The organism is Dactylosporangium sp. CA-092794 (assembly GCF_050948465.1).
In the GTDB taxonomy this organism is placed as follows: Bacteria; Actinomycetota; Actinomycetes; order Mycobacteriales; family Micromonosporaceae; genus Dactylosporangium.
The window spans coordinates 8,844,436-8,869,437 of record NZ_CP192044.1; the positions used below are offsets into that span (position 1 = coordinate 8,844,436).

The window sequence follows — 25,002 nt, forward strand, 5'->3', positions numbered from 1 at the left end:
TCGAACGGGCTGTCGTGCTCAGTGCTCATGGCTGCGTCCTCACATGTGCGGCACGTCGTCGGGGATCGCATAGAAGGTCGGGTGCCGGTAGACCTTGTCGCCGCTGGGTGCGAAGAACGGGTCCTTCTCGTCCGGGCTCGACGCGCTGATCGCGGACGAGCGCACGACCCAGATGCTGACGCCCTCGTTGCGGCGGGTGTAGAGATCGCGCGCGTGGCGCAGGGCCATCTGCTCGTCGGCCGCGTGCAGCGAACCGACGTGGACGTGGTTCAGCCCGCGCTTGCCGCGCAGGAACACCTCGAACAGCGGCCAGCGCCCGCGGGGCGCCGAGTCCGCCGCCTCGCCGTCGCTCGGCGCGGTGGTGTCGTAGTCGCCGTACATCAGTCCTCCCCCGCCGTCCGCGCGGCCTTCGCCGCGTGCGCCATGGCCGCCTCGCGAACCCAGGAGCCGTCCTCGTGGGCGGCCCGCCGCCGGGCGATCCGCTGGGCGTTGCACGGCCCGTTGCCGGCGACCACGGCGTTGAACTCGTCCCAGTCGACCGGCCCGAAGTCGTAGTGGCCGCGCTCGGCGTTCCACCGCAGCGCCGGGTCGGGCAGGGTCACGCCGAGCTTCTCGGCCTGCGGGACGGTCATGTCGACGAAGCGCTGGCGCAGCTCGTCGTTGGTGTGCCGCTTGATGCCCCAGGCCATCGACCGCGCGGTGTTGGGCGACGCCTCGTCCGGCGGGCCGAACATCATCAGCGACGGCCACCAGAACCGGTTCGTCGCGTCCTGCACCATGTCCCGCTGCGCCTGGGTGCCGCGCATCATGGTCAGCAGCAGCTCGTAGCCCTGCCGCTGGTGGAAGGACTCCTCCTTGCAGATGCGGATCATCGCCCGCGCGTAGGGGCCGTAGGACGAGCGGCACAGCGGGACCTGGTTGCAGATCGCGGCGCCGTCGACCAGCCAGCCGATCACGCCGACGTCGGCGTAGGTCAGGGTCGGGTAGTTGAAGATCGACGAGTACTTCTGCCGGCCGCTGATGAGGCCCTCGGTCAGCTCCTCGCGGTCGGCGCCGAGCGTCTCGGCCGCGCTGTAGAGGTACAACCCGTGTCCGGCTTCGTCCTGCACCTTGGCCAGCAGGATCGCCTTGCGCCGCAGCGACGGCGCCCGGGTGATCCAGTTGCCCTCCGGCTGCATGCCGATGATCTCCGAGTGCGCGTGCTGCGCCACCTGGCGGATCACGGTCTTGCGGTAGCCGTCCGGCATCCAGTCGCGCGGCTCGATGCGGTGGTCGTGCGCGATCGTCTCCTGGAAGTGCTCCTGCAGGGGCTCCTCGACCGCCGTCATGACCGGCTCGCCTCCGTGCCGTCGTTCGCGGGCGGCCACTGCTTGGCCACCATCGTGAGGACGTCGTAGGTCGCGATGGTCTCGCCGTTGTGGTTGGTCACCTCGGCGTCCCAGCGGACCTCGCCGTATTCGCCCGGGCGCGGGCTGATCTGCTTGCAGGTCAGGACCACGCTCATCGCGTCGCCCAGCTTCAGCGGCGTGACGAACCGCAGGTTGTCGATGCCGTAGTTGGCCAGCACCGGCCCGAAGTCCGGCTCGACGAACAGGCCGGCCGCGAACGAGAGGATCAGGTAGCCGTGGGCGACCCTGGTGCCGAAGAACGGGTTCTTCGCCGCGGCCGCCTCGTCGGTGTGCGCGTAGAAGGTGTCGCCGGTGAACTCCGCGAAGTGCGCGACGTCGGCCTCGGTGACCACGCGCGGGCCGCCGGCGATCGTGTCCCCGATCCGCAGCTCCGCCAGCGACTTGGTGAAGGGGTGCGGACCTTCGGCGGCCCGGGGCGCGCCCTTGACCCAGCGGCCGGTCACCGCAGCGAGCATGCGCGGGCTCGCCTGCACGGCGGTGCGCTGCATGTGGTGGAAGACGCCGCGCATGCCGCCCATCTCCTCGCCGCCGCCGGCCCGGCCCGGGCCGCCGTGGACGAGCATCGGCAGCGGCGACCCGTGGCCGGTCGACTCCGGTGCCGCGTCCTGATCGAGCACCAGCAGCCGTCCGTGCCAGGGGGCGACGCCCAGCACGACGTCGCGGGCGAAGTCCGCGTCGCCGGTGACGATCGAACCGGCCAGGCTGCCCTGGCCCCGGGCGGCGAGCTCGATCACGTCGGCGGTGTCGCGGTAGGCCAGCAGCGTGCTCACCGGCCCGAACGCCTCGACCTCGTGCGGCTCCGCCCGCTGGGCGTCGCCGACCAGCAGGATCGGTGACAGGAACGCGCCTCGCTCGGCGTCGGCGCCGACCACCTCGACGCGCTCGGGGTCGCCGTAGACGACGCGCCCGGCGTCGGCGAGCGCCTTGAGCGAGCGGCGCACCTCCTCGCGCTGCTCCAGCCCGGCCAGCGCCCCCATCCGCACCGACTCCTCGGCCGGGTTGCCGACGACGACCTTGGCCAGCCGGGCCGAGACGGCCTCGACGACGGCGTCCACGCGATCGGCCGGCACGAAGGCGCGGCGGATCGCGGTGCACTTCTGCCCGGCCTTGACCGTCATCTCGCTGACGAGCTGCTTGACGTAGAGATCGAACTCCGGCGTGCCCGGTACGGCGTCGGGGCCGAGGATCGAGCAGTTCAGCGAGTCGGCCTCGGCGTTGAACCGCACGGAGCGGTTCACCACGGCCGGGTGGGACCGCAGCCGCCGGGCGGTCGAGGCGGAGCCGGTGAAGGCGAGCAGGTCCTGCTCGGTCAGGTGGTTGAGCAGGTCGCCGGCGCCGCCGCAGACCAGCTGGAGGGCGCCCTCGGGCAGCAGGCCGGACTCCACAATGATCTCGACCATCCGGGCGGTGAGGTACGCCGTCGGCGTGGCCGGCTTGATCAGCGACGGGACGCCGGCGATCAGGGCCGGGGCGAGCTTCTCCAGCGGCCCCCACACCGGGAAGTTGAAGGCGTTGATCTGCACGGCCACGCCGAGCAGCGGGGTGAGGATGTGCTGGCCCAGGAACTGCCCGCCGCGCCCGAGGGACTCGACGGGGCCCTCGACGTAGACCCGGTCGTTGGGCAGCTCGCGCTTGGCCTTGCTCGCGTAGCCGAGCAGGACGCCGATGCCGCCGTCGATGTCGAACTTGGAGTCGCCGAGCGTCGCGCCGGTGCGGGCCGACAGCGCGTAGAGCTCCTCGCGGTGCTCGCGCAGCAGCAGGCCGGCCGCCTTGGCCAGTTCGGCGCGCTCGTGGAAGGTCAGGGCGCGCAGTGCCGGTCCGCCGACCCGGCGGCCGTGCTCGAGCGCGGCGGCGAAGTCCACACCCGCGGAGCTGATCAGGGCGACGTCCTCGCCGGTGACGGCGTCGTGGATCGGTTGGCCGTCGTCGGGCGCGACCCAATGCCCGCCCACATAGCTTCGCAGCACCGTCATGAAGATCCTCGCATTCGACTTCCCGACCGGACGTTCAGTAATTTAGACTACCGCCGTGACCTCCGACAAGCACGTGGCCGAAACCGCCGATGCCACCGATGCCTCCGCCGTGACGGCACTCCGATCCGGCGCGGTCGCGGTGGTGACGATGCGGACCCCGGCCCTGACCGCGGCCGCGAAGCAACAGCTGCTGACCGCGCTGGACGAGCTGTCCGCCGACGGGTCGATCCGGGCCGTCGTGCTCACCGGCGCGGGCCGCGTGTTCTGCGCCGGCCAGGACCTGGGCGAGCACGCGGCCGCGCTGGAGCGCGACCCGGAGCACGCGTTCGACACCGTCGAGCGGGACTACAACCCCATCGTCACCAGCCTCGTGACCGCGCCGAAGCCGGTCATCGCGGCGATCAACGGCACCTGCGCGGGCGCGGGCCTCTCCCTCGCCCTGGCGTGCGACCTGCGGGTCTGCGCCGACTCGGCGAAGTTCACGACCGCCTTCACCGGCATCGGGCTGAGCTGCGACTCCGGGCTGTCCGCCACGCTGGCCCAGGCGGTCGGCCTGGCCCGGGCCAGCGAGCTGGTGCTGCGGGCCGAGCCGTTCACCGCCGAGCGGGCGCTGAGCTGGGGGCTGGTCGGCGAGGTCGTCGCGGCGGACGAGCTCGCGGACGCGGCCCGGGCCCTCGCCGAGCGGCTGGCCGCCGGGCCGACCCTCGCCCACGCCACCGCCAAGGCCGCCCTGCGGCGGGCGTGGGGTCTGCCGCTGCCCGAGGTGCTCGCCGCCGAAGGGCGCGACCAGCACCGGCTCGGGCTCACGGTCGACCACCGCAACGCCACCGCCGCGTTCCTGGCCAAGCAGCGGCCACAGTTCCACGGCCGCTGACGCGGCGCCGGCCCGGCGGGGCCGGCGTCGGATCAGGACCAGTCGTAGAAGCCGCGGCCGGACTTGCGGCCCAGCTCGCCCCGGGCGACCTTGTCGCGCAGCAGCCGCGGCGGCGTGAACCGCTCCCCCAGGGTCTCCCGCAGGTGCTCGGCGATGGCCAGCCGCACGTCCAGGCCGACGAGGTCGGTCGAGCGCAGCGGTCCCATCGGGTGCCGGTAGCCCAGCTCCATCGCCCGGTCGATCGAGGCGGCGTCGGCGACCCCCTCCTCCAGCATGCGGATCGCCTCCAGCCCGAGCAGCACGCCCAACCGGCTGGTGGCGAAGCCGGGGCTGTCACGGACGACCACCTCGCTCTTGCCCAGCTCGGCGACCCAGCCGACGACCCGCCGCACGACGCCCGGCGCGGTGGCGTCGGCGGTGACGACCTCGACCAGCGAGGACGCCGGCACCGGATTGAAGAAGTGCATGCCGACGATCCGGGCCGGCACCGCCGCGGCGGCGGCCAGGCCGTTGATCGACAGCGAGCTCGTGTTGCTGGCGACGACGCAGTCCGGCCCCACCGCGGCCTCCACGGCGGCGATCACGCTCCGCTTCAGCTCCACCGCCTCCGGCACCGCCTCGACGACCAGCACGGTGGCCGGATCGATCTCGCTCGCGGCGCCGACGACGACCACCCGCGACAGCACGGTGTCCGCGTCCGCGCCGCCGAGCGCGCCGCGCTCGGCGGCGCGGGCCAGGCCGCTCGCGATCCGGTCGCGGGCGCCCTGCCGGGCCGCCTCGCCGGCCTCCACGACGGTCACCGGGTGGCCCGCCGCGGCGAAGACGTGGGCGATCCCGGCGCCCATACGTCCGCCGCCGACCACCGCGATCGGCTCGCTCATCGCGTTCTGCGTTCCGGGAAGCTCGCTCATCGCGTTCTCCGTTCCAGGAAGGCGGTCATCCGCCGCTGCTTGTCCTCGGTCTCGAAGAGCACCGCCTGGGCCAGGTCGTCGGCCACCGGATGGGCCCCGCCGGCGTCGACCACGAGCTTGGTGAGCCGCAGCGCCAGCGCGGACTGGCGCACCATCGTGTCCAGCAGCGCGTGCGCGCGGCCGAGCAACTCCTCCGGCGCGACGATCTCGGCCACCAGCCCGCAGCGCAGGGCGGCCTCGGCGTCGAGGCGGTAGCCGCCCAGCAGGACCTGCTTGGCGATCGAGGCGCCGACCAGCTCGCGCAGCCGCCAGGTGGCGCCGGCCGCGGCCAGGATGCCCAGGCCGGGCTCCGGGTTGGCGAACACCGCGGCCGGGGTGGCCAGGCGGATGTCGCAGGCGTAGGCCAGCTCGGCCCCGCCGCCGAGCGCCGGGCCGTCCACCGCGGCGACGGTCGGCAGCGGCAGCCGGGCCACCCGGTCGAAGACGCGGCTGTTGATGCCCGCGAGGGCCTGTTCGCGCCGCCGCTCGCGCAGCTCGGCGATGTCCGCGCCGGCCGCGAACGTGCCGCCGGCGCCGGTCAGGATCAGCGGCCGCGGCCTCCGCTCGAGCAGATCGCAGAGCCGGTGCAGCTCCTCGACGGTGGCCCGGTCGATGGCGTTGCGCGCCCGCGTCCGGGTGAGGGTGGCGACGACGCGGTCCTCGCCCGCCTCGACGCGGAGGTTCTCGAACTCGCTCACGCCGCTTCCACGGCGAGTGCCACGCCCTGCCCGACACCGACGCACAGGGTGGCCAGGCCGCGGCGGGCGGACTCGCGCTCCATCCGGCCGAGCAGGGTGACCACCAGCCGGGCGCCGGAGCAGCCGAGCGGGTGGCCGAGCGCGATCGCGCCGCCGTCGCGGTTGACGATCTGGTCGTCGAGCTTGAGCCGGGCGATCACGGCCAGGCTCTGCGCCGCGAAGGCCTCGTTGAGCTCCACGGCGCCCAGGTCGGCCACGTCCCAGCCGATGCGGCCCAGCAGCTTCTGGGTGGCCGGGACCGGCCCGAGCCCCATGAGGTGCGGCGCGACCCCGGCGCTGGCCGCGCCGACGACGCGCGCCCGCGGCGTGAGGCCGTGCCGGCGCACCGCCTCCGCGCTGGCCAGCACGATCGCGGCCGCGCCGTCCGACAGCGGCGAGGACGAGCCCGCGGTGACGATGCCGTCGGCGCGGAAGACCGTGCGCAGCGCGCCCAGCTTCTCCAGGGTGGTGTCGGCCCGCGGGCCCTCGTCCTGGGTGACCGTGCCCGCCCGGGTCTGGATCGCCAGCAGTTCGGCGTCGAAGTGCCCGGCCCGCTGCGCGGCCAGGGCGCGCTGGTGGCTGCGCAGCGCGAACGCGTCGCTGGCGGCGCGGGTGATCCCGTCGAGCGCGGCGACCTCCTCGGCGGTCTCGCCCATCGACAGCGTCACCTTGCGCACCTCGGGCCCGGCGCCGGCGGGCAGGGCCGCGTCGTGCTCGGCGAAGCGCGGGTTGGTGAACCGCCAGCCGAGTGAGGTGTCGACGACCTCGCCCGGCCGGGCCCACGGCGTGCCGGGCTTGGCCATCACCCATGGGGCGCGGGTCATCGACTCGACGCCGCCGGCCACGACGACGTCGGCCTCGCCCGCGCGGATCGCCTGGGCCCCGGCGGCGATCGCGGTGAGCCCGCTGGCGCAGAGCCGGTTGACGGTGTAGCCGGGCACCGTGTCGGGCAGCCCGGCCAGCAGGACGGCCATGCGCGCGACGTCGCGGTTGTCCTCGCCGGCCTGGTTCGCCGCGCCGAGGATCACCTCGTCGACCGCGTCCGCGCCGACGCCGGCCCGGCGCACCGCCTCGGCCACCACCTGCGCGGCCAGATCATCGGGCCGCACCGCGGCCAGCGCTCCGCCGTAGCGGCCCTGCGGGGTCCGCACCCCGCCGATCAGAAATACTTCAGGCATACCAACCTCCTGTACGGGGCTCCGGCAGCCGGTATTCTCGACCGGACGTTCAGTAATTCGCCAGGGGTCGAGACGCGTTTCACAGCCCGTCGCGGGCGGCCTCGGCCGGCTCGGCGAAAATAGGGCCATGACGAGCGCAACGTCCCGTCCCCGCCGCGGACGACCCGGCTACGACCTGGAGGGCCTGCTCGCCGTCGCGGTCGAGGTGTTCAACGAGCGCGGCTACGACGGCGCCAGCATGGAGGACCTGTCGCGCCGGCTCGGCATCGCCAAATCGGCCATCTACCACCACGTCTCCGGCAAGGAGGAGCTGCTCCGGCTGGCCCTGAACCGCGCGCTGGACGGATGGTCGGAGGTGGCGGAGCAGGCGCAGCGGATGGAGGCGCCGGCCATCGACCGCCTGGAGTACCTGGTGCGCGAGACGGTCGGGGTGTTGCAGCGCCAGCTGCCCTACGTGACGCTGCTGCTGCGGGTCCGCGGGAACACCAGGGTGGAACGTGACGCGCTGAGCCGCCGCCGCGCCTTCGACCGGCTGGTCGCCGAGCTGGTGGCCGAGGCCGCTCGCGACGGTGACATCCGACCGGACGTCGAGCCGGCCGTCACCGCGCGCCTGCTGTTCGGGATGGTCAACTCGCTCGTCGAGTGGTACCGGCCCGGGCGGCGAGGGGCGGCCCGCGCCGGCGCGGACACGGGGGAAGGGCTCGCGGAGGCGGTGTGCGCCGTCGCCTTCGACGGGCTGCGGATCCGCCGGGAGGTCACTCCGGCGGCGTCCGCCCGGCCCGCGAGGCAGGCGTCGTCTCGTCGAAGATGAGCACCGTCTGCGTGCTCACCACCTCCGGCATGTCCTGCAGCCGGGTCAGCACCAGGTCGCGCAGCGCGGCCGCGTCGCGGGTGCGCACCAGCAGGATGATGTCGTGCTCGCCGGAGACGAGCGCCGCGTGGTCGACCTCGGGGATGTCGAGCACGCGCTCCTGCAGGCGTTTCCAGGACTGCTGCTGCACCTTGAGGAAGACGTAGGCCGACAGGGCGTGCCCGTAGCGCTGCGGGTCGATGATCGCCGTATAGCCGGTGATCACCCCTTCGCGCTCGAGCCGGGCCACCCGCGTGTAGACGTTGGCCCGGGAGATGTGCAACGCGGCCGCCAGGGCGCGCATCGACATCCGGCTGTTGCCGCGCAGCTCGTCCACGATGCGCCGGTCGGTCTCGTCCAGCTCGGCCATTTGTCCGCCGACCCCGCCCACGGGATGCCGTTGATCAACCACATTGCCGACTATACCCGTCCAGTGTGACCATTGTTCTCGGGTTGTTGGTCACGCCTGGACTGTTGGTCAGGATCGGCGCGACACTGGCGTCAATCGCTTCGCCGAGACTCGCCGCAGGAGCCGAATCGTGACCGCTATAGCCGCCCGTCCCAAGACCTCGCCGGCGAAACCGGCCGGCATCGGCCTGCTACCGGGCCCGGACCCGGGGCAGCTGATCGACCCGGCCGGTCGTCCGGTCGGGGAGGCCGGCCGGCTGCCGGCCGGCGAGGTGCTGTCCGAGCTGCACCGCCGGATGGTGATCGGGCGCCGGTTCGACGCGCAGGCCACGGCCCTCACCAAGCAGGGGCGACTGGCCGTGTACCCGTCCTCGCGCGGACAGGACGCCTGCGAGGTGGGCGCGGTGCTGGCGCTGCGCGACCAGGACTGGCTGTTCCCGACCTACCGGGACTCGGTCGCCATCACCACGCGCGGGGTCGACCCGATCGAGGTGCTGAGCCTGCTGCGCGGGGAGTGGCACTGCGGCTACGACCCTTACCAGCACCGCGTCGCGCCCCAATGCACCCCGCTGGCCACCAACACCCTGCACGCGGTCGGGCTGGCCCACGCCGCCCGGCTCAAGGGCGAGGACACCGTGGCCCTGGTGCTGCTCGGCGACGGCGCGACCAGCGAGGGGGACACGCACGAGGCGCTGAACTTCGCCGCGGTCTGGAAGACGCCGGTCGTGTTCCTGGTGCAGAACAACGGCTACGCGATCAGCGTCCCGCTGGACAAGCAGACCGCCGCGCCGTCCCTGGCGCACAAGGGCGTCGGCTACGGCATGCCCGGTGTGCTCATCGACGGCAACGACGCCGCCGCCGTCTACACGACCGTGCGCGAGGCCGTCGAGCGGGCCGCCCGCGGCGAGGGGCCGACGCTCATCGAGGCTCTCACCTACCGCATCGAGGCGCACACCAACGCCGACGACGCCACCCGGTACCGGGAAAGCGACGAGGTCGCGTCCTGGCTGCGCCGCGACCCGATCGACCGGCTGGAGACCTACCTGCGGGCCGCCGGCCGGCTGGACGACGCCGCGGCCGAGGGGCTGCGGGCCGAGGCCGAGCGGTTCGCGGCCGGTGTGCGCGAGCGGATGAACGCCGACGTCGCCCTCGATCCGGCCGAGCTGTTCGCCCACGTCTACACCGAACCCACCACGCCGCTGATCGAGCAGCGCGACACCCTGCTCGACGAGCTGCGCGACGCCGAGGAGGCGCAGTGACGAGCACCCTGGACAGCGTGGCGCCGGCCGGCCCGGTGCGTACCCCGGCGCCCGTCACCATGGCCGCGGCGCTGAACGCCGCCCTCGCCGACGCCCTGGCGGCCGATGATCGGGTGCTCGTCTTCGGCGAGGACGTCGGGACCCTGGGCGGCGTCTTCCGCATCACCGACGGCCTCGCGGAGCGCTTCGGCGACCGGCGGGTCTTCGACACCCCGCTGGCCGAGGCCGGCATCGTCGGTACCGCCATCGGCATGGCGATGAACGGTCTGCGCCCGGTCGTGGAGATGCAGTTCGACGCCTTCGCCTACCCGGCGTTCGAGCAGATCACCAGCCATCTCGCGAAGCTGCACAACCGCACCCGGGGCGCCGTCGGCCTGCCGATCGTCGTGCGCATCCCCTACGGCGGGGGCATCGGCGGCGTCGAGCACCACTGCGACTCCTCCGAGGCCTACTACGCCCACACCCCCGGGCTGCGGGTCGTCACCCCGGCGAACCCGGCCGACGCCTACCGCCTGCTGCGGCAGTCGATCGACTGCCCCGACCCGGTGGTGTTCCTCGAGCCGAAGCGCCGCTACTGGGCCAAGGACACCGTGGAGCTCACCAGCGCCGGACCGGGCATCGACCAGGCGGCCGTGGTGAAGCCCGGCACCGACGTCACGCTGATCAGCTACGGCGGCACAGTCGCCACCGCCCTCGAGGCCGCGGCCGCCGCGGCCGAGGAGGGCTGGGACGCCGAGGTCATCGACCTGCGCAGCCTGTCCCCGGTCGACGACCGGACCCTCACCGAGTCGGTGCGGCGGACCGGACGGGCGGTCGTCATCCACGAGGCGGCCGGGTTCTGCGGCTACGGCGCCGAGATCGCCGCCCGGCTCACCGAACGCTGCTTCCACCACCTGCAGGCGCCCATCCTGCGCGTCACCGGCTTCGACATCCCCTACCCGGCGCCCATGCACGAACGCCACCACCTGCCCAACGCCGACCGCATCCTCGACGCGATCGCCAGGCTGCAGTGGGACGACGAACCCGATCAGCGGTGGCTCGGCCGGGGCGGTGCCCGTGCCTGACTTCTTGCTGCCCGACCTCGGCGAGGGCCTCGAAGAAGCCGAGATCATCAAGTGGTACGTCAACGTCGGCGACCGGGTGACGATCGACCAGATCGTCGTCGAGGTGGAAACCGCGAAGGCCGCCGTCGAGGTCCCCGTGCCGTTCGCCGGCACCGTGGCCGCACTGCACGCGAAGGCGGGCGCGACCGTCAAGGTCGGTCAGCCGCTCATCAGCGTCGACAGCGCCGCCGCCCCGTTCCGGGAGCCGGGCACGACCCTCCCGGACGCGAACCCGGCAGCGGTGGAGGAGGCCAGCGGCAACGTCCTCATCGGCTACGGCACCGCCGCGGCGACCAGCGTCCGGCGCCGCCGGCCCGGCCGGCGGCGCGGCGCTCCCGGCAACCAGCCGGTCACGGCCGTCGCCGTCATCTCGCCGCTGGTGCGCAAGCTGGCCCGCGACGCCGGCCTCGACCTGGCGACGATCCGCGGCACCGGGCCGTCCGGCGTCATCCGGCGCGGCGACATCGAGCCGGCGCTGCGGTCCCGCCAGACGACGCCGCCCGCGCAACCGGCAGTGGCCCCGGCGGTGCCGGCCACGACCGGCGGGGACATCGGCGAGACCCGCATCCCGCTGCGCGGCCTGCGCCGGACCGTCGCCGAGAAGCTCAGCCGTTCCCGCCGGGAGATCCCGGAGGCGACGGTCTGGGTCGACGTCGACGCCACCGACCTGCTGGCCGCGCGGGCCCTGATCAACAGCGCGACCCCCGAGCAGCCGGTCAGCCTGCTCGCGCTGCTGGCGCGATTCACCATCCTGGCGCTGCGCCGCTACCCCGAGCTCAACGCCCACATCGCCGGCGACGAGATCGTCATCCCCGACCACATCCACCTGGGGTTCGCCGCACAGACCGAGCGGGGCCTGGTCGTCCCGGTCGTCCGGGACGCGCACCGGCTCTCCACCCGGGACCTGTCCGCGGCACTGGCGAGCCGGACCGCGTCCGCGCGCGCCGGTCAGCTCGCCCCGGCGGAGCTCACCGGCGGTACCGTCACCGTCAACAACTACGGCGTCTTCGGCGTCGACGGCTCGGCCGCCATCATCAACCACCCGGAGGTCGCGATCATCGGCATGGGCCGCATCATCGACCGGCCCTGGGTCGTCGACGGCCAGCTCACCGTGCGCAAGGTCAGCCAGCTCACCCTCGCCTTCGACCATCGCGTCTGCGACGGTGGCACGGCCGGCGGCTTCCTGCGCAAGCTCGCGGATCACATCGAGAAGCCGATCACCGCGCTGGGCGACCTCTAGCCAGGTGCTGTGCGGCCAGCACCGCGGCCCGGATGATCGCGTGCGGCGCGTAGAGGTCCTTGTCGTGCCACAGCGGCGGGTCGGGCGGACCGGCGGGCCGGGCGAGGTAGCCGGCGGCGGCGGACAGCGACGCCGCCGGCGGCACGCCCGGGCCGCCCGGGGCGAGCAGCGCGTGCAGCGCGTAGGCGGTCTCCTCGGCCGTGCCGGTCCAGCGGCCCCACGAGCCGTCCGGCCGCTGGTTCGCCGCCACCCAGGCGACCGCGCGGTCGACGGCCCGGGCGGCGACCGGACCCCGGCCGAAGCGGGCCAGGGCGAGCACGCAGCAGGCGGTCGCGTAGTACGGCGAGCTGTGCCAGCGGTCGTGCCACGCGCCGCCGGGCTCCTGCCGCGCGCACAGCCAGCCGGTGAGCCGCTCGGCGACGCCGGCGTGCCGCGGCTCGGCGCCGAGCGCGTCGAGCACGTGCGCGTTGGTCGTGACGGAGGCGCCGTCCTCCCCCGGCCACGTGCTGAAGTGCGCGCCGGTGTCGTAGCCGCGCAGCACGCCGGTGTCGGCCGGGCGGCCGAGCTCCTGCAGCGCGAACAGCACCACCGCGGTGGTGTCCGCGTCGGCGGGCAGGCCGGGCGCGGCCGCCGTGCCGTCGGGCCCCCAGCCGGCGGTCAGGGACGAGACCAGGTCGTCCGGGGCGGCGAACGGCACGCCGGCCCGGGTCAGGCTGCCGAGCACCCAGGCCCGCTCGAACACGGTGATCGGCGTGGCGCAGGGCACCGGGCCGCCCGCGCGGCGCACCACGTCGCCGAGGTAGGCCAGCGCCGGCGACGGGTGCGGCCCGCTGAGCCAGGCCGCCGTCGCGGCCGGCGAGGCCCCGACCGTGCCCGGCCCGGCGAGCACGACACCGGCGACGCCGCGGGCGGCGTCGCCGAGGACCTCCAGGGCGTGCAGGAGCTTCGGCGGCACGGCCGCGCCGGCCCCGAAGCGCCGGCGGACCGCGGCCAGCCGGGCGCCGTCCAGACCGGGCGGCAGCGGCAGGGAGCGGCCGGTCCGCGCGGTGATCGCCTCGATCAGGGCCGGCACGATGAGATCGGCGGCGGGGGTGTCGGGGATGGGCGGCGCCGCGGCCAGCAGCCGGGCCAGCAGCTCCAGGCCGCGCCCGGCCGCGCCGGGCTCGCCGGCCGCCAGCAGCGCCTCGGTCGCGCTGAGGGTCGGCACCAGGGCGTACCCTTCCGGAGGCCCCCAGCCACCGTCGCCCCGCTGCGCGTCGAGCAGGAACTTGACCCGTTCGTCGTGGCGCGGCAGCCACGGGGCGAGGCTCACCAGCCGGCCGGTCTCATAGACCGACGCCGACACCTGCCCCCAGGGCTGCTCCGCGAGGCTCGTCAGCAGGTTTGGTACCGGCCGATCGACGGTCGCGGTGACGTCGTCGTCGATGCTCACAGCCCGCCCCAGAAGTCGCTGACGCGGTAGAAGCCGCTGCTGAAGCCGATCTGGCGGGTGAGGTACACCGCCTCCTGCGGGCAGCGGGCGGACAGCTGCCCGGCCTCGGCGAGGCCCTGCCGGACCAGCTCGCCGATGTGCCGGGTGAGCTCGTCGCGGTCGAGTCCGAGCATGAGGGCGTTGAGGTCGCCCCAGCCGACGTCGCGGCGGTAGGTGGCAAGGTCGTTGACCAGGCGCAAAACGCGCTGGACGGTGCGGCCGACGCCGGTCAGCGCGGCGAGATTGTCCAGCGTGCCCGGCTCCCCCAGGCCGATCCAGTGCGAGACATTGACCCAGGACGAGCCGAAGTTGTCGGCGTTTTCGAGGTACTCCGGGAAAGCCGGCAGCGTGCGCGAGTGCTTCCACTGCCACTCCCGCCGCATCGCGGCCAGCATGCGGCGCAGCTCCTCGCGCCAGGCCGGCCGGTGCGCGGCGAACGCCGGCGCCGCCGCCAGTTCGTCACGCACCTCGGCGAGCATCCGCCCGAGCTCGTCGCCCTCCGCGGGCGTCTCGCCGTCGGCGACGCGGAGGCAGCCTTCGACGACGGCCTCGACGTCGCCCGGCCGCTCGGCCAGGTAGTCGACGCGCCAGTCGGCGGCGAACACCCACAGCGCGGTGAGGTTGGCGATGCGCAGCTGCTCGCGCGTGCACCAGGGCGCGCCGAACGCGGTGGCCATCGCGACGGTGCTGAACACGGTGGCGTCGAAGGGCCGCGGCGGGAACAGCTGCGGGTGGGCGTCGGCGGCGGCCTGCAGGTCGCGCTGGCCGCCCGCGGCCAGCCCGCAGATGCGGCCGTGCTCGATGGTCGCCGCGAGCTCGCCGCCGAGATCCTGCCCGACGGCCGGTGCTTCGGTCATGGCGCGCCGCTCAGCCGAGAACCCGGCCCCGGCCATGCCGAGAGCCCGGATTTAACAATCGGTAAGGGAAGTAAGTGAATGTTCCGAACGAATTCCCGACCGACCGGGACGACGCAATCATGCGAGCGTTGCCGACGGTTTTGATCTCGACCGCGGTCAATGGACACCCCCAGCGGTCCCGGGCATCGCGGCGCCCGGCATCGATGAAAATTGCATAGTGAAACCTGCACGATCATCGCATCCACGCTGCCCAAGGGCCAGCGTAGAGCAAGACGGATGTACATATTTATGTTATTTATCACTTCTCGCGCTGAGCAGACGACCGCCCGAAACAATCGCGAACGCCGCGCCCAATACTGAGCCGTACCAGCCGGTACCCGATCACAGGATGCCGGACGAAACGGGCGGCCGGCGCCCAGGTTTGCTCGCCGGTCGAGTCTCATCGGGGGCCCGCTTCAGCCGCGAATCCGCGCTAAACGGACCCGGCTCACGTCCACACCCCGGGCGCTGGGGGGCCGCAGCGACCGCAAGTCTCCGCGATCATGCCGCACCCGTCACCGACACCAACGGTTTCTCATGATCACGGAGCGTTGATGTACACCCGTGTACCGAAAGTCTCCGGGATCATGAAAAACCCGAGCGCGGCCACCGCGGGCATCATGATCACGGAGACATACGTCCGGCCCGGGCCACGCCGATGGATCGGCCGGCGACGGCGTGTCGGTGGTGACGACGTCGGCGCTGAACGGACTCGGCGCACAGCGGCGCGGACGCCTCGCTGGTCGGCGGCCGTGTGCCAGCCGGTGAGGGCGCCGGCGCTACACCGACTCGGCGCACAGCGGCGCGGACGCCTCGCTGGTCGGCGGCCGTGTGCCAGCCGGTGAGGGCGCCGGCGCTACACCGACTCGGCGAACAGCGGCGCGGACGCCTCATCGGTCGGCGGCGGCGTCTCGGTCGGTGAGGGCGGCGGCGGCTCGGTCGTCGGCGGCGCGGACGGCGAGGCCGACGGTGGCGGGGACGCGGGCGCGGACGGCGAGGCCGACGGGGACTGGGGCGGCGCGGACGAGTGCGGTGCCGGCGTGGTCCTGGTCGCCGACGGCCGCGGCGGCTTGGTGGTGCGCCGGGGCGCGGGAGCGGTGGTGGTGGTCGCGGCGGGATGCGCCGTCGGGCTCGCGGCGGCGGGCGGGCACGCCTTCGCGTCGAGCGCCGCGTTCGCGCACGACGTGGCCTTCGGCGGAGCGACGACGACGTCGGGCGGCGGGACGACCGCGACCTCCGGCGGGTGCTCGAACCAGTTCCGGCCGCCGTCGCCGGCCTGGCCGAGCGCCACCCCGCCGAGCAGCAGAGCCAGGGCGCCGGCCCCGGCGATGGCGGCGCGCACCGTCCACCGCACCCGGCGCCGCCCGTCCACATCCCGCCCCGACCGCCGCCCGTCCGTATCCCACGCCCGTCGCCGCGCCGCCACGACGTGCGGCGTGGCCGGCGACGCCACGACGGGTTGCGTGGCCGACGACGCCCCGGCGGGCAGGGTCCACGCCACGGCGCCACCGAAGGCACCCGACGCGACCGGGACGGTTGGCGAGTCCGGCGGCATGGCGGCGGCCCGCGGCGCCGGTATGGAGCCGACCGGCGGCGACCACGCCACGGTAGCGGGCAGCGGCGTGGCGCGTGGGGCCGGGGCGTGTGGAGCGGAGGGGTGCGACCGGCGGACGACCGGCAGTCGGAGCGTGGCGTCGACGAGGCCGGCGAACACGGCCGCGGCGGGTCGGGTGGCGCGCGGCGCGGCACTGCGCAAGCGGCGGACCGCCGGGAGCCGGTGGGTGGCATCGGCGAGACCGGCGAGCGTGGCCGCGACCTCGGCGCTGCCGGGCCGGACCGCCGGATCGGCGGCCATGCACCGCTCCGCGAAGGCCCGCAGCGCATCGAACGACCGGCCGCCGAAGCCGTGGGCGTGCCCGCCACCGGCATCGTCGCCCAGGCACGCCGCCAGCAGCGCACCCAGCGCCCGCACGTCGCCGACCACGCCCTCACCGACGTCCGCGGCCCGGCCAGCACCGCCGGCCCGATCACCGCCGCCGGCCCGGGCAGCACCGCCGGAGCGGTCGCCGCGATCGGGCAGGCGGTCGGGGCCGTCCGCGGACAGGTCGCCGGTGAAGCCGAAGACCTTGGTGCCGACCTCGGAGAGGACGACCTTGATCGGGTTGAGGGCGCCGTGCGCCACCCGCTGGCCGTGGGCCTCGGCGAGCGCGGCGGCGATGTCGGCCGCGATGCGGGCCGCCTCCGGGCGGCTCAGCGGCGGGCCCGCCTCGAGGCGCGCGGCCAGGGTCGGGCCGTCGGCCAGCTCCATCACCACGAACGGCGTCGGGCCGCGCCCGGGCAGGTCGGTGACGCCGACGTCGTAGACGGCGGCCACGCCGGGGTGGGTCAGGCGCGCGGCGGTGCGACCGGCGGCCAGGAACCGCTCGGCGCGGTCGGGGCGGCCGGGACGCAGCAACCGGATCGCCACCGGCCGCCGCAGCAGCGCGTCGTGCCCCCGCCAGACCTCCGCGGTGGCTCCGGCGCCGATGAGGCGGTCCAGGCGGTACCGGCCTTCCAGCTCCATGTCGCCCAAGCGTCCTTGCCCGTTGCCGATGGTTGCACCGCATTCGAGTATGCCCTTGGCCGGCAACAGCCGCATGGGCCGGGAGTGAACTGTGAGGGCGACTACCCGGGCTCACCCGTCGATCGCGTGCGCCGCCTGCGACGTGCAGCGCGGGCAGCCGTGCGGACCCTGCCGGGACCGCTCGCCGACCCAGCCGTGCCGCCGCACGAGGCTCCAGGCGAGCTCCCAGTTGTGCAGGTTGGCGCCCAGGTGATCGACCGTGGCCCCGCAGCCGTCGCACACGAGGCTGAAGTCGGCGCTGTCAGGTTCGTGCAACACCGTCATGTCTTGCGACCCCTCCCAGGATCGCGCCACCGGGTGCGGCGGCGCAGTCCATCGTTGCCTCGGCGCTATGACGCGCTTTCGGCGACTTCATGACGGTTCTACGACAACACAGCTGCGGCTCATCCGCAGCGCGAGCCCGCCCGCCGGGGCCGGGTCCCACGGTCCGGTCCCGGCGGGCAGGGGTCAGGAGGCGCGCTCCACGGCCGTCGCCGGGTTGCCGTCGACCGCCGCGACCAACTGCGGGACCAGCTTCTCCAGCAGGTACGGCAGGCTCAGCACGGTGACGAACGAGGTCGCGGCGCCTTCGAGTTCCTCGTTCTCCAGGAAGATGTCGCGGCCCTCGGTCTTGACCTTCAACTTGGAGTACAACGGATCGGACTGGACCTTGGCCTTGTCCTCGTCGTAGCTGTCGACCAGCCAGATCAGCACGCCGGTGTCGAGCAGATCGGTGTGCTCGCGGCTGAGGTCGGCGCCGAACTCCTTGCCGGTGATGTCGGCCAGCCCGGGCGGCAGCTTGAAGCCGAGGTCGGTGAGCAGCCGGCCGCGGGCGTCCTGCGGTCCGTAGACGTAGTAGCCCTCGTAGGTGGTCGCCATGAGGGCCGTCGCGCCGGCGAAAGCCGGATTTTTGGTTCGTACCGCCGCAATCTGGGCCTCAACATCGGCGACCACCTTGTCGGCCTGCGCCTTGCGGCCGACGGCGGCGCCGACCGTGTGCGTGACGTCCTGCCAGGACGCGCCGAAGTCGATGCCGTCCTTGGGCTGCGCGACGGTCGGGGCGATCTTCGCCAGCGTGGTGTAGTCCTCGCTGGTCAGGCCCGAGTAGATGCCGAGGATGAGGTCGGGTCGCAGCGCCGCGACCTTCTCGAACTGGATGCCGTCGGTGTTGGTCAGCACCTCCGGCTTGGCCGCGCCGCCGAGCTTGGCCTCCGCCCAAGGCCAGATGGCGCCGGGCTTCTCGCCGAACCATTCGGTGGTCGCGACCGGCACCACGCCCAGCGAGAGCAGGGCGTCCTGCTCGACCAGGCCCACGACGACGATCCGCTTGGGTTCCGCGGTGATGGTGGTGGTACCGAACTTGTGCTCGATCGACACGGGGAAGGCCGCCGCGGCCGGGCTGGACGACGTGGCCGCACCGGACGAGGAGGCCGACGGCTCCGAGTTGCCCCCGCACGCGGTCAGCAGGAGCAGGAGGCCGGCCGCCACAGCGATGGCGGTCCGCCGAAATGAGGGTAGCCGCACGGGCTGAATCCTTTCTGCCGGCGAGGCCGACGCGCCGCGCATAGACCGCGCGGACCCCAGAACGGTGGCCTCGGATGGGAGTGTAGGTTAGCCTCACCTAATTACAAGGCCTCCGGATGGATGGAGCTCGCGTTGACCCAGGGCACCGGCCTTCGCCCGGCGCCGCGGACGGTTGCGCCCGGCGGGGTGCCGCGCGAGCCGCGGTCTCGCACCGGCCGGCGGTGGGCCGGCCTGGCGCTGGGCGCCGCCGCGCTGGTGGCCGCCGCGGCGCTGAGCATCGCGGTCGGCAGCCGCTCGCTCGGCCTCGGCACCGTCTGGCACGTGCTGTGGCACGACGACGGCTCCCCGGCCGCGGTGATCGTCCACCAGTTGCGGCTGCCCCGGACGGTGCTGGGCGTCGGCGTGGGCGCCGCGCTCGGGCTGGCCGGCACGCTGATGCAGGCGCTGACCCGCAACCCCCTGGCCGAGCCGGGGCTGCTCGGCGTCAACCTCGGCGCGTCGACCGGTGTGGTGTTCGCCATCGCGTTCCTCGGCGTGGGCTCCGCGGCCGGGTACATCTGGTTCGCCTTCGCCGGCGCCGCTCTGACCTCGGCGGCCGTGTTCGCCCTCGGCGGCTCCGGCCGCGCCGCCACCCCGGAGCGGCAGGTGCTCGCCGGGGTCTCGCTCACCTCCGTGCTCGGCGCGCTGGTCTGGGCCGTCCTGGTGACCCGCCCCACGACCTTCGACCGGTACCGGCACTGGGACGTCGGTTCCCTCGCCGACCGGGAGACCGACACGCTCGTGCAGGTCGTGCCGTTCCTGGTCGCCGGCACGCTGCTGGCCCTGGCGCTGGGCCGGCAGCTCAACGCGCTGAGCATGGGCGACGACTCGGCCACCGCGCTCGGCGCGCGACCGGCCGTGATCCGGGCCCTCGGGATGGCCGCGATCACGCTGCTGTGCGGCGCCGCCACCGCCGCCTCCGGGCCGATCTGGTTCGTCGGCCTGGCCGTGCCCTACGCCGCCCGGCTGTTCACCGGCGCCGACCACCGCTGGATCCTGGCCTACTCGCTGGTCATCGGGCCGACCCTGCTGCTCGTCTCGGACGTGCTCGGGCGGGTCCTGGTCAGCCCGGCCGAGCTGCCGGTCGGGGTGGTCACCGCGTTCCTCGGCGCGCCGCTGTTCATCGCGCTGTGCCGCCGGCGCCGGCTGAGTGTCCTGTGACCGCCCCGAGCCTGCGGGTCCGCCGAGCCGGCGGCCCGGCGCGACCGGTAATCCGGGTCGGCCGCCTCTCGCTGCGGGTGCACGTGCGCACGCTGGTGGCCGGGTCCGCGCTGCTGCTGGTCGCGCTCGCCGTCTCCGTGGTGAACCTGTCCACCGGCGACTTCCCGGTCCCCGTTCCCGACGTGCTGCGCAGCCTGATCGGCCAGGGCGACCCGGGCACCGACTTCATCGTGCACGAGCTGCGGCTGCCGCGGGTGCTGATCACCCTGTTCGTCGGCGCGGCGCTGGCCGCCAGCGGCGCGATCTTCCAGGGCCTGACCCGCAACCCGCTGGGCAGCCCCGACTTCGTCGGCCTGACGGTCGGCGCGGCGACCGGCGCGCTGGTCGTCATCCTGCTGCTGGGCGGCGGCGGGATCCAGATCGCGGCCGGCGCGATCATCGGCTGCCTGGCCACCTCGATCGCCATCTACCTGCTCGCGTTCCGCCGCGGGGTGCAGCCGTTCCGGCTGGTCCTGATGGGCATCGGGGTGTCCGCCCTGCTCGACGCGGTCAACTCGTACCTCATCTACCGCAGCCGCCTGGACGAGGCGCTGGCCGCGCAGGTCTGGCTGATCGGCAGCGTCAACGGCCGGGGCTGGACCGAGGTCGCGCTCGTCGGCGTCACGCTCGCGGTGCTGGTGCCGGTGCTGGTGTACCACGGCCGCCACCTCGACATGCTCGCGCTGGGCGACGAGACGGCGGTGCTGCACGGCGTGCCGGTCGAGCGCAGCCGGGCGGTGCTCGCCCTGGCCGGGGTGGGGCTGGCCGCCGGGGCGACCGCCGCGGCCGGGCCGATCGCGTTCGTGGCGCTGGCCGCGCCCCCGCTGGCCGCCCGGCTGACCCGCTCGCCCCGGGCCGGCATCCTGCCGGCCGCCTTGATGGGCGCCGCCCTGCTCAGCGCCGGCGACTGGGCCGCGCAGCACGCGCTGCCGCACAACGACATCCCGGTCGGGGTGGTCACCTCCGCTCTCGGTGGCGTCTACCTGACCTGGCTGCTGTTCCACCAACGACGCGGCGGCGGATTTGGAGTATCACGATGAGCGACGCCCGGCTGCGGGCCGACGCGCTGACCCTCGCCTACGACCGGCGGGTGGTGGTGCAGGACCTCGACGTGCGGATCACCGACGGGTCGTTCACCGTCATCGTCGGGCCGAACGCCTGCGGCAAGTCCACCCTGCTGCGCTCCCTGGCCCGGGTGCTCAAGCCGCGGTCGGGCACGGTGTACCTGGACGGGCAGGCGATCGCGTCGTACCCGTCCCGGCAGGTGGCCCGGCAGCTGGGCATGCTGCCGCAGTCGCCGATCGTGCCGGGCGGGATCGCGGTGGACGAGCTGGTCGCCCGGGGCCGCTTCGCCCACCAGCGGCTGCTGCGCCAGTGGTCGGCCGAGGACGAGGCCGCGGTCGCCGACGCGATGCGGCTGACCGAGGTCGCCGACCTGGCCGACCGGTTCGTCGACGAGCTCTCCGGCGGCCAGCGGCAGCGGGTGTGGCTGGCCATGGCGCTGGCCCAGCAGACGCCGATCCTGCTGCTCGACGAGCCGACCACGTTCCTGGACCTGGCCCACCAGTTCGAGGTGCTCGACCTCTGCGCCGAGCTGCACGAGCAGGGCCGCACCATCGTGGCGGTACTGCACGACCTCAACCACGCCTGCCGCTACGCGACCGAGCTGATCGTGATGCGCGACGGCGCGATCCTCGCCCAGGGCGCCCCCGCCGAGGTGATGACGGCCGAACTGGTCGAGGAGGTGTTCGGCGTACCGTGCCGGGTGATGACCGACCCGGAGACCGACACCCCGATGGTGGTGCCGGCCGGGCGGCAGCGCCGCCGCGCGACCCGGGGCGGTCTGGCGCCGGACCGGACACCGGCGTGAGCGGCGGCCGGGGTGTCCTCGCCGGCGCGCTCGCCGGGCAGCGGCGCACCATCGCGCTGAGCACGGTGCTGATCACCGTCTTCCAGGCCGGCGAGGCGACCGTACCGTTTCTCATCGGCGTGATCATCGACCGGGCGATCGACGGCGGCGCCGGCGGCCTGGCGCTCTGGCTGGGCGTGCTCGCCGCGGTCTACCTCGCGCTGAGCTACAGCTACCGCTACGGCGAGCGCACCGGGGAGCGCGCCGCCGAGCTGATCGCGCACGACCTGCGGCTGCGGGTGACCCGGCGGGTGCTCGACGAGCGGGGCGGCGCCGAGACCGACCGGCTGCCCGGCGCGCTGGTCTCGATCGCCACCAGCGACGCGGCCCGGGTCGGCGCGGTCGCCGTCGCCGCCGTCTCCGGCGTGGCCGCGTCGGTGGCGCTGGTCTTCGCCGCGGTCCTGCTGCTGTCCGTCTCGCTCCCCCTCGGCCTGCTGGTGCTGCTCGGCACCCCGCCGCTGCTGCTGCTCACCCGCCTGCTCGGCGGCCCGCTGGAGGAGCGCAGCGAGACCGAGCAGGAGCACGGCGCGCAGGCCTCCGGCGTCGCCGCGGACCTGGTCGCCGGGCTGCGCGTGGTCAAGGGCCTGCGGGCCGAGGACGCGGCCGTCGCCCGCTACCGGCGGCGCAGCCGCAGCGCACTGGCCGCGACCGTGCTCGCGGCCCGGGCCGGCGCGGCCTACCACGGCGTGGTCCTCACCCTCAGCGGCCTGTTCCTGGCGGTCATCGCGGTCGTCGGCGGCATCCTCGCGGCCCGCGGGAGCATCAGCGTCGGCCAGCTCGTCTCGTCGGTCGGCCTGGCGCAGTTCCTGGTCGGCCCGATGTCGACGTTCGCCTGGGTGGGCGCCGACCTCGCCCAGGGCCGCGCGTCGGCCCGGCGCGTCGCCGCCGTGCTGGACGCGCCGCCCGCGGTCGTCGGCGGCGAGCGCGACCCGGTCACCCCGATCCGCGGCGCGCTGGCGCTGCGCGGGCTGGACAGCCCCCCGCTCCACGGCGTCGAGCTGGACATCGCCGGTGGCGAGCTGGTCGGCATCGTCGCCGCCGACCCGGCCGGCGCGGCCGAACTGGTCCGGCTGCTGGGCCGGTCGGCCGACCCGGCCGGAGGCGCGATCGAGCTCGACGGGGTGGCCTTCGCCGACCTGGCCCCGGACCGGCTGCGGGCCGCGGTCCTGGCCGCCGAGCACCACACCGACCTGTTCGACGGCACCGTCCGCGACGCCGTCTCGCTGTCCGGGCGGGCCCGGCCGGACAGCGTCGCGGCCGCGGTGGCCGCCGCCGGCGCCGACGAGGTGGCCCAGGGCCTGCCGGACGGGCTGGACACCGTGCTCGGCGACGGGGCCCGCACGCTCTCCGGCGGGCAGCGGCAGCGCATCGCGCTCGCCCGGGCCCTGGCCACCGGGGCGCCGGTGCTGGTGGTGCACGACCCGACCACCGCCGTCGACGCGGTCACCGAGGCCCGCATCGCCGGTCGGCTGCGGGCCATGCGCGACGGGCGGACCACCGTGCTGGTGACGACCAGCCCGGCGCTGCTGGCCGTGACCGACCGGGTGATCGTCATCGAGGACGGCGCCGTGCGGGCCGACGGCAAGCACGCCGATCTCATCGCCACCGACGCGAAATACCGGGAGACGGTGCTGGCATGACGGCCGAGAACTCGCTGCTGCCGATCGCCACCGGGCGGCGCACCCGCGCGCTGCTGCGCACCCTGGCCCGGGCGCACCGGGGCCGCCTGGCCGCCGCGTTCGCGCTGCTGGTCGCCGGCACCGCGGCCGGCCTGGTCACCCCGCCCCTGCTCGGGCGGATCATCGACCTGGCCGGCGGCGGCGGGAGCACCGCCGCGATCGTCCTGACCGGCGCCGGGCTGGTGGCCGCCGCCGTGGCCGAGGCGGCGCTGGCCGGCGTCGGCATCGCCCTGCTCGCCCAGGCCGGCGAGACCATGCTGGCCCGGCTGCGCGAGCGGTTCGTCTCCTCGGCGCTGCACCTGCCGCTGGAGCAGGTCGAGCGGGCCGGGGCGGGCGACCTGACCTCCCGGGTCACCAACGACGTCGCGGTCATCGCGGAGGCGGCCAACAGCGCGCTGCCCGAGTTCACCCGCTCGCTGCTGGCCATCGTGCTCACCCTGGGCGGGCTGGCCGTGCTGGACTGGCGGTTCCTGGTGGCGGCCCTGATCGCGGTGCCGGTCCAGCTGTACACCGTGCGCTGGTACGCCCGCCGCGCCGTCCCCCTCTACGCCACGCAGCGGATCGCGGTCGCCGAGCAGCAGCACCACCTGCTGGCCACCATCGACGGCGCGCCGACCATCCGCGCGCTGCGCCTCGCCGACGAGCACGGCGGGCGGGTCGCGACCAAGTCCCGGCGGGCGGTGGACCTGCTGCTGCGGGGCATCGCGCTGCAGACCCGCTTCTACACCCGCCTGCACGTCGCCGAGTTCGCCGGCCTGGCCGCCGTGCTGGCCACCGGGTTCTACCTGGTCCGCGGCGACGCGGTGAGCATCGGCACGGCGACCGCCGCCGCGCTGTACTTCCACGGCCTGTTCGGCCCGATCAACGTGGCCCTCGCCCTCGTCGACGACGCCCAGGCGGCCGCCTCCGGGCTGAACCGCCTCGTCGGGGTCGCCGACCTCGCCCCGCCCGCCGCCCGCCCGGCCGCCGAGGCGGAGCCGGGCCCGGACGCGGTGGTGGTGCGCGGGCTGGACTTCGCCTACGTGCCGGACCGCCCGGTGCTGCGCGACGTCGAGCTGACCGTGGCCCGGGGCGAGCGGGTCGCGGTGGTCGGCTCCAGCGGGGCGGGCAAGACCACCCTGGCCAAGGTGATCGCCGGGGTGCACCGGCCGACCGCGGGCAGCGTCGCGGTGCCCGGCGGCGAGGTCGCGCTCATCACCCAGGAGGTCCACGTGTTCGCCGGGCCGCTCGCCGACGATGTACGGCTGGCCCGGCCGGAGGCCACCGACGACGAGGTCCGTGCGGCGCTGGCCGCGGTCGACGCCCTCGGCTGGGTGGAGCAGCTGCCGGACGGCATCGACACCGAGGTCGGCGCCGGCGGGCACGCGCTCACCGCGGCGCAGGCCCAGCAGCTGGCGTTCGCCCGGCTGATCCTGGCCGACCCGCCGGTGGCCATCCTCGACGAGGCCACCGCCGAGGCCGGCAGCGCGGGAGCCCGCCTGCTGGAGCGGGTGGCCGCGGCGGCGCTGCGGGGGCGCACCGCGCTGATCGTCGCGCACCGGCTCACCCAGGCGGTGGCCGCGGACCGGATCGTGGTGATGGAGGCCGGGCGGATCGTGGAGATCGGTACCCACCGGGAACTCATCGGCCGCGACGGACCTTATGCCACGCTCTGGCAGGCCTGGTCGGACCAGCGCGCCCAGCGGCACTGAGCGCGCCGGT

At 74.6% G+C, this 25,002-nt stretch carries 22 protein-coding genes; 10 read left to right on the forward strand and 12 right to left on the reverse strand.

Features of this window, described 5'->3' with window-relative positions; genetic code table 11:
- Positions 1-39: 39 nt before the first annotated feature.
- From paaB to paaZ, 3 genes are read right to left on the reverse strand one after another with little or no spacing between them, the layout of a single operon-like run.
- Positions 40-381, reverse strand: coding sequence for a 1,2-phenylacetyl-CoA epoxidase subunit PaaB (paaB, locus tag ACQPXD_RS37990; RefSeq protein ID WP_432826736.1), 342 nt, complete (start codon positions 379-381; stop codon positions 40-42).
- Entirely contained in the window at positions 381-1,328 is a 948-nt protein-coding gene (paaA, locus tag ACQPXD_RS37995; RefSeq protein WP_432826738.1) for a 1,2-phenylacetyl-CoA epoxidase subunit PaaA, read from the reverse strand. Before paaA ends, paaB begins: the two co-directional genes overlap by 1 nt.
- On the reverse strand, positions 1,325-3,382 hold the full coding sequence (gene paaZ, locus ACQPXD_RS38000; RefSeq protein ID WP_432826740.1) for a phenylacetic acid degradation bifunctional protein PaaZ: 2,058 nt from the start codon (positions 3,380-3,382) through the stop codon (positions 1,325-1,327). Before paaZ ends, paaA begins: the two co-directional genes overlap by 4 nt.
- A gap of 55 nt (positions 3,383-3,437) precedes the next feature.
- Between paaZ and ACQPXD_RS38005 the strand changes: the two genes are divergently transcribed.
- Entirely contained in the window at positions 3,438-4,256 is an 819-nt protein-coding gene (locus tag ACQPXD_RS38005) for an enoyl-CoA hydratase/isomerase family protein (protein ID WP_432826742.1), read from the forward strand.
- A gap of 32 nt (positions 4,257-4,288) precedes the next feature.
- On the opposite strand, the gene ACQPXD_RS38010 is transcribed toward ACQPXD_RS38005, so the two are convergent.
- From ACQPXD_RS38010 to ACQPXD_RS38020, 3 genes are read right to left on the reverse strand one after another with little or no spacing between them, the layout of a single operon-like run.
- A complete protein-coding gene (locus ACQPXD_RS38010; protein ID WP_432844104.1) occupies positions 4,289-5,137 on the reverse strand; it encodes a 3-hydroxyacyl-CoA dehydrogenase family protein in 849 nt (282 codons plus the stop codon).
- A 26-nt stretch (positions 5,138-5,163) separates the two neighbouring features.
- The gene (locus tag ACQPXD_RS38015; protein WP_432826744.1) at positions 5,164-5,904 is read right to left on the reverse strand and encodes an enoyl-CoA hydratase/isomerase family protein; all 741 of its coding nucleotides are present in this window, start codon (positions 5,902-5,904) and stop codon (positions 5,164-5,166) included.
- Positions 5,901-7,121 carry a thiolase family protein gene (locus tag ACQPXD_RS38020; protein WP_432826746.1) on the reverse strand — a complete coding sequence of 407 codons (1,221 nt, stop codon included), beginning with the start codon at positions 7,119-7,121 and terminating at the stop codon, positions 5,901-5,903. Before ACQPXD_RS38020 ends, ACQPXD_RS38015 begins: the two co-directional genes overlap by 4 nt.
- Positions 7,122-7,248: 127 nt before the next feature.
- Here ACQPXD_RS38020 and ACQPXD_RS38025 point away from each other — a divergent pair, with 127 nt between their 5' ends.
- Positions 7,249-7,932, forward strand: a complete 684-nt coding sequence (locus ACQPXD_RS38025; RefSeq protein ID WP_432826748.1) for a TetR family transcriptional regulator — start codon at positions 7,249-7,251, stop codon at positions 7,930-7,932.
- On the opposite strand, the gene ACQPXD_RS38030 is transcribed toward ACQPXD_RS38025, so the two are convergent.
- Positions 7,877-8,383 carry an Lrp/AsnC family transcriptional regulator gene (locus ACQPXD_RS38030; RefSeq protein WP_432826750.1) on the reverse strand — a complete coding sequence of 169 codons (507 nt, stop codon included), beginning with the start codon at positions 8,381-8,383 and terminating at the stop codon, positions 7,877-7,879. The two genes, ACQPXD_RS38025 and ACQPXD_RS38030, sit on opposite strands and share 56 nt — an antisense overlap.
- A gap of 124 nt (positions 8,384-8,507) precedes the next feature.
- Between ACQPXD_RS38030 and pdhA the strand changes: the two genes are divergently transcribed.
- Genes pdhA through ACQPXD_RS38045 form a run of 3 tightly spaced genes read left to right on the forward strand, consistent with a single transcriptional unit; the run spans position 8,508 to position 11,981 of the window.
- Positions 8,508-9,638 (forward strand): pyruvate dehydrogenase (acetyl-transferring) E1 component subunit alpha, encoded by a 1,131-nt coding sequence (gene pdhA, locus ACQPXD_RS38035; protein WP_432844106.1) that lies wholly within the window; start codon positions 8,508-8,510, stop codon positions 9,636-9,638.
- Between the two features lie 59 nt (positions 9,639-9,697).
- Entirely contained in the window at positions 9,698-10,702 is a 1,005-nt protein-coding gene (locus tag ACQPXD_RS38040; RefSeq protein ID WP_432844108.1) for an alpha-ketoacid dehydrogenase subunit beta, read from the forward strand.
- The gene (locus ACQPXD_RS38045) at positions 10,695-11,981 is read left to right on the forward strand and encodes a dihydrolipoamide acetyltransferase family protein (protein WP_432826752.1); all 1,287 of its coding nucleotides are present in this window, start codon (positions 10,695-10,697) and stop codon (positions 11,979-11,981) included. Before ACQPXD_RS38040 ends, ACQPXD_RS38045 begins: the two co-directional genes overlap by 8 nt.
- Here ACQPXD_RS38045 and ACQPXD_RS38050 read toward each other — a convergent pair.
- From ACQPXD_RS38050 to ACQPXD_RS38070, 5 genes are all read right to left on the reverse strand, one after another.
- Complete coding sequence (locus ACQPXD_RS38050) at positions 11,959-13,413, reverse strand: prenyltransferase (RefSeq protein WP_432826754.1); 1,455 nt, start codon at positions 13,411-13,413, stop codon at positions 11,959-11,961. The two genes, ACQPXD_RS38045 and ACQPXD_RS38050, sit on opposite strands and share 23 nt — an antisense overlap.
- On the reverse strand, positions 13,410-14,309 hold the full coding sequence (locus ACQPXD_RS38055; RefSeq protein WP_432826756.1) for a terpene synthase family protein: 900 nt from the start codon (positions 14,307-14,309) through the stop codon (positions 13,410-13,412). The genes ACQPXD_RS38050 and ACQPXD_RS38055 overlap by 4 nt, the downstream gene beginning before the upstream one ends.
- Positions 14,310-15,204: 895 nt before the next feature.
- Positions 15,205-16,911, reverse strand: a complete 1,707-nt coding sequence (locus ACQPXD_RS38060; protein ID WP_432826758.1) for a protein kinase — start codon at positions 16,909-16,911, stop codon at positions 15,205-15,207.
- A gap of 111 nt (positions 16,912-17,022) precedes the next feature.
- Positions 17,023-17,235 (reverse strand): hypothetical protein, encoded by a 213-nt coding sequence (locus ACQPXD_RS38065; RefSeq protein WP_432826760.1) that lies wholly within the window; start codon positions 17,233-17,235, stop codon positions 17,023-17,025.
- Between the two features lie 183 nt (positions 17,236-17,418).
- A complete protein-coding gene (locus ACQPXD_RS38070) occupies positions 17,419-18,474 on the reverse strand; it encodes an iron-siderophore ABC transporter substrate-binding protein (protein ID WP_432826762.1) in 1,056 nt (351 codons plus the stop codon).
- Between the two features lie 120 nt (positions 18,475-18,594).
- On the opposite strand from ACQPXD_RS38070, the gene ACQPXD_RS38075 reads away from it, so the two are divergent.
- From ACQPXD_RS38075 to ACQPXD_RS38095, 5 genes are read left to right on the forward strand one after another with little or no spacing between them, the layout of a single operon-like run.
- Entirely contained in the window at positions 18,595-19,674 is a 1,080-nt protein-coding gene (locus ACQPXD_RS38075) for a FecCD family ABC transporter permease (protein WP_432826764.1), read from the forward strand.
- Positions 19,671-20,753, forward strand: a complete 1,083-nt coding sequence (locus ACQPXD_RS38080) for a FecCD family ABC transporter permease (protein WP_432826766.1) — start codon at positions 19,671-19,673, stop codon at positions 20,751-20,753. The genes ACQPXD_RS38075 and ACQPXD_RS38080 overlap by 4 nt, the downstream gene beginning before the upstream one ends.
- A complete protein-coding gene (locus ACQPXD_RS38085; RefSeq protein ID WP_432826768.1) occupies positions 20,750-21,583 on the forward strand; it encodes an ABC transporter ATP-binding protein in 834 nt (277 codons plus the stop codon). Before ACQPXD_RS38080 ends, ACQPXD_RS38085 begins: the two co-directional genes overlap by 4 nt.
- On the forward strand, positions 21,580-23,262 hold the full coding sequence (locus tag ACQPXD_RS38090) for an ABC transporter ATP-binding protein (RefSeq protein WP_432826770.1): 1,683 nt from the start codon (positions 21,580-21,582) through the stop codon (positions 23,260-23,262). Before ACQPXD_RS38085 ends, ACQPXD_RS38090 begins: the two co-directional genes overlap by 4 nt.
- A complete protein-coding gene (locus tag ACQPXD_RS38095; RefSeq protein WP_432826772.1) occupies positions 23,259-24,992 on the forward strand; it encodes an ABC transporter ATP-binding protein in 1,734 nt (577 codons plus the stop codon). Before ACQPXD_RS38090 ends, ACQPXD_RS38095 begins: the two co-directional genes overlap by 4 nt.
- The last annotated feature ends 10 nt before the right edge of the window (positions 24,993-25,002 follow it).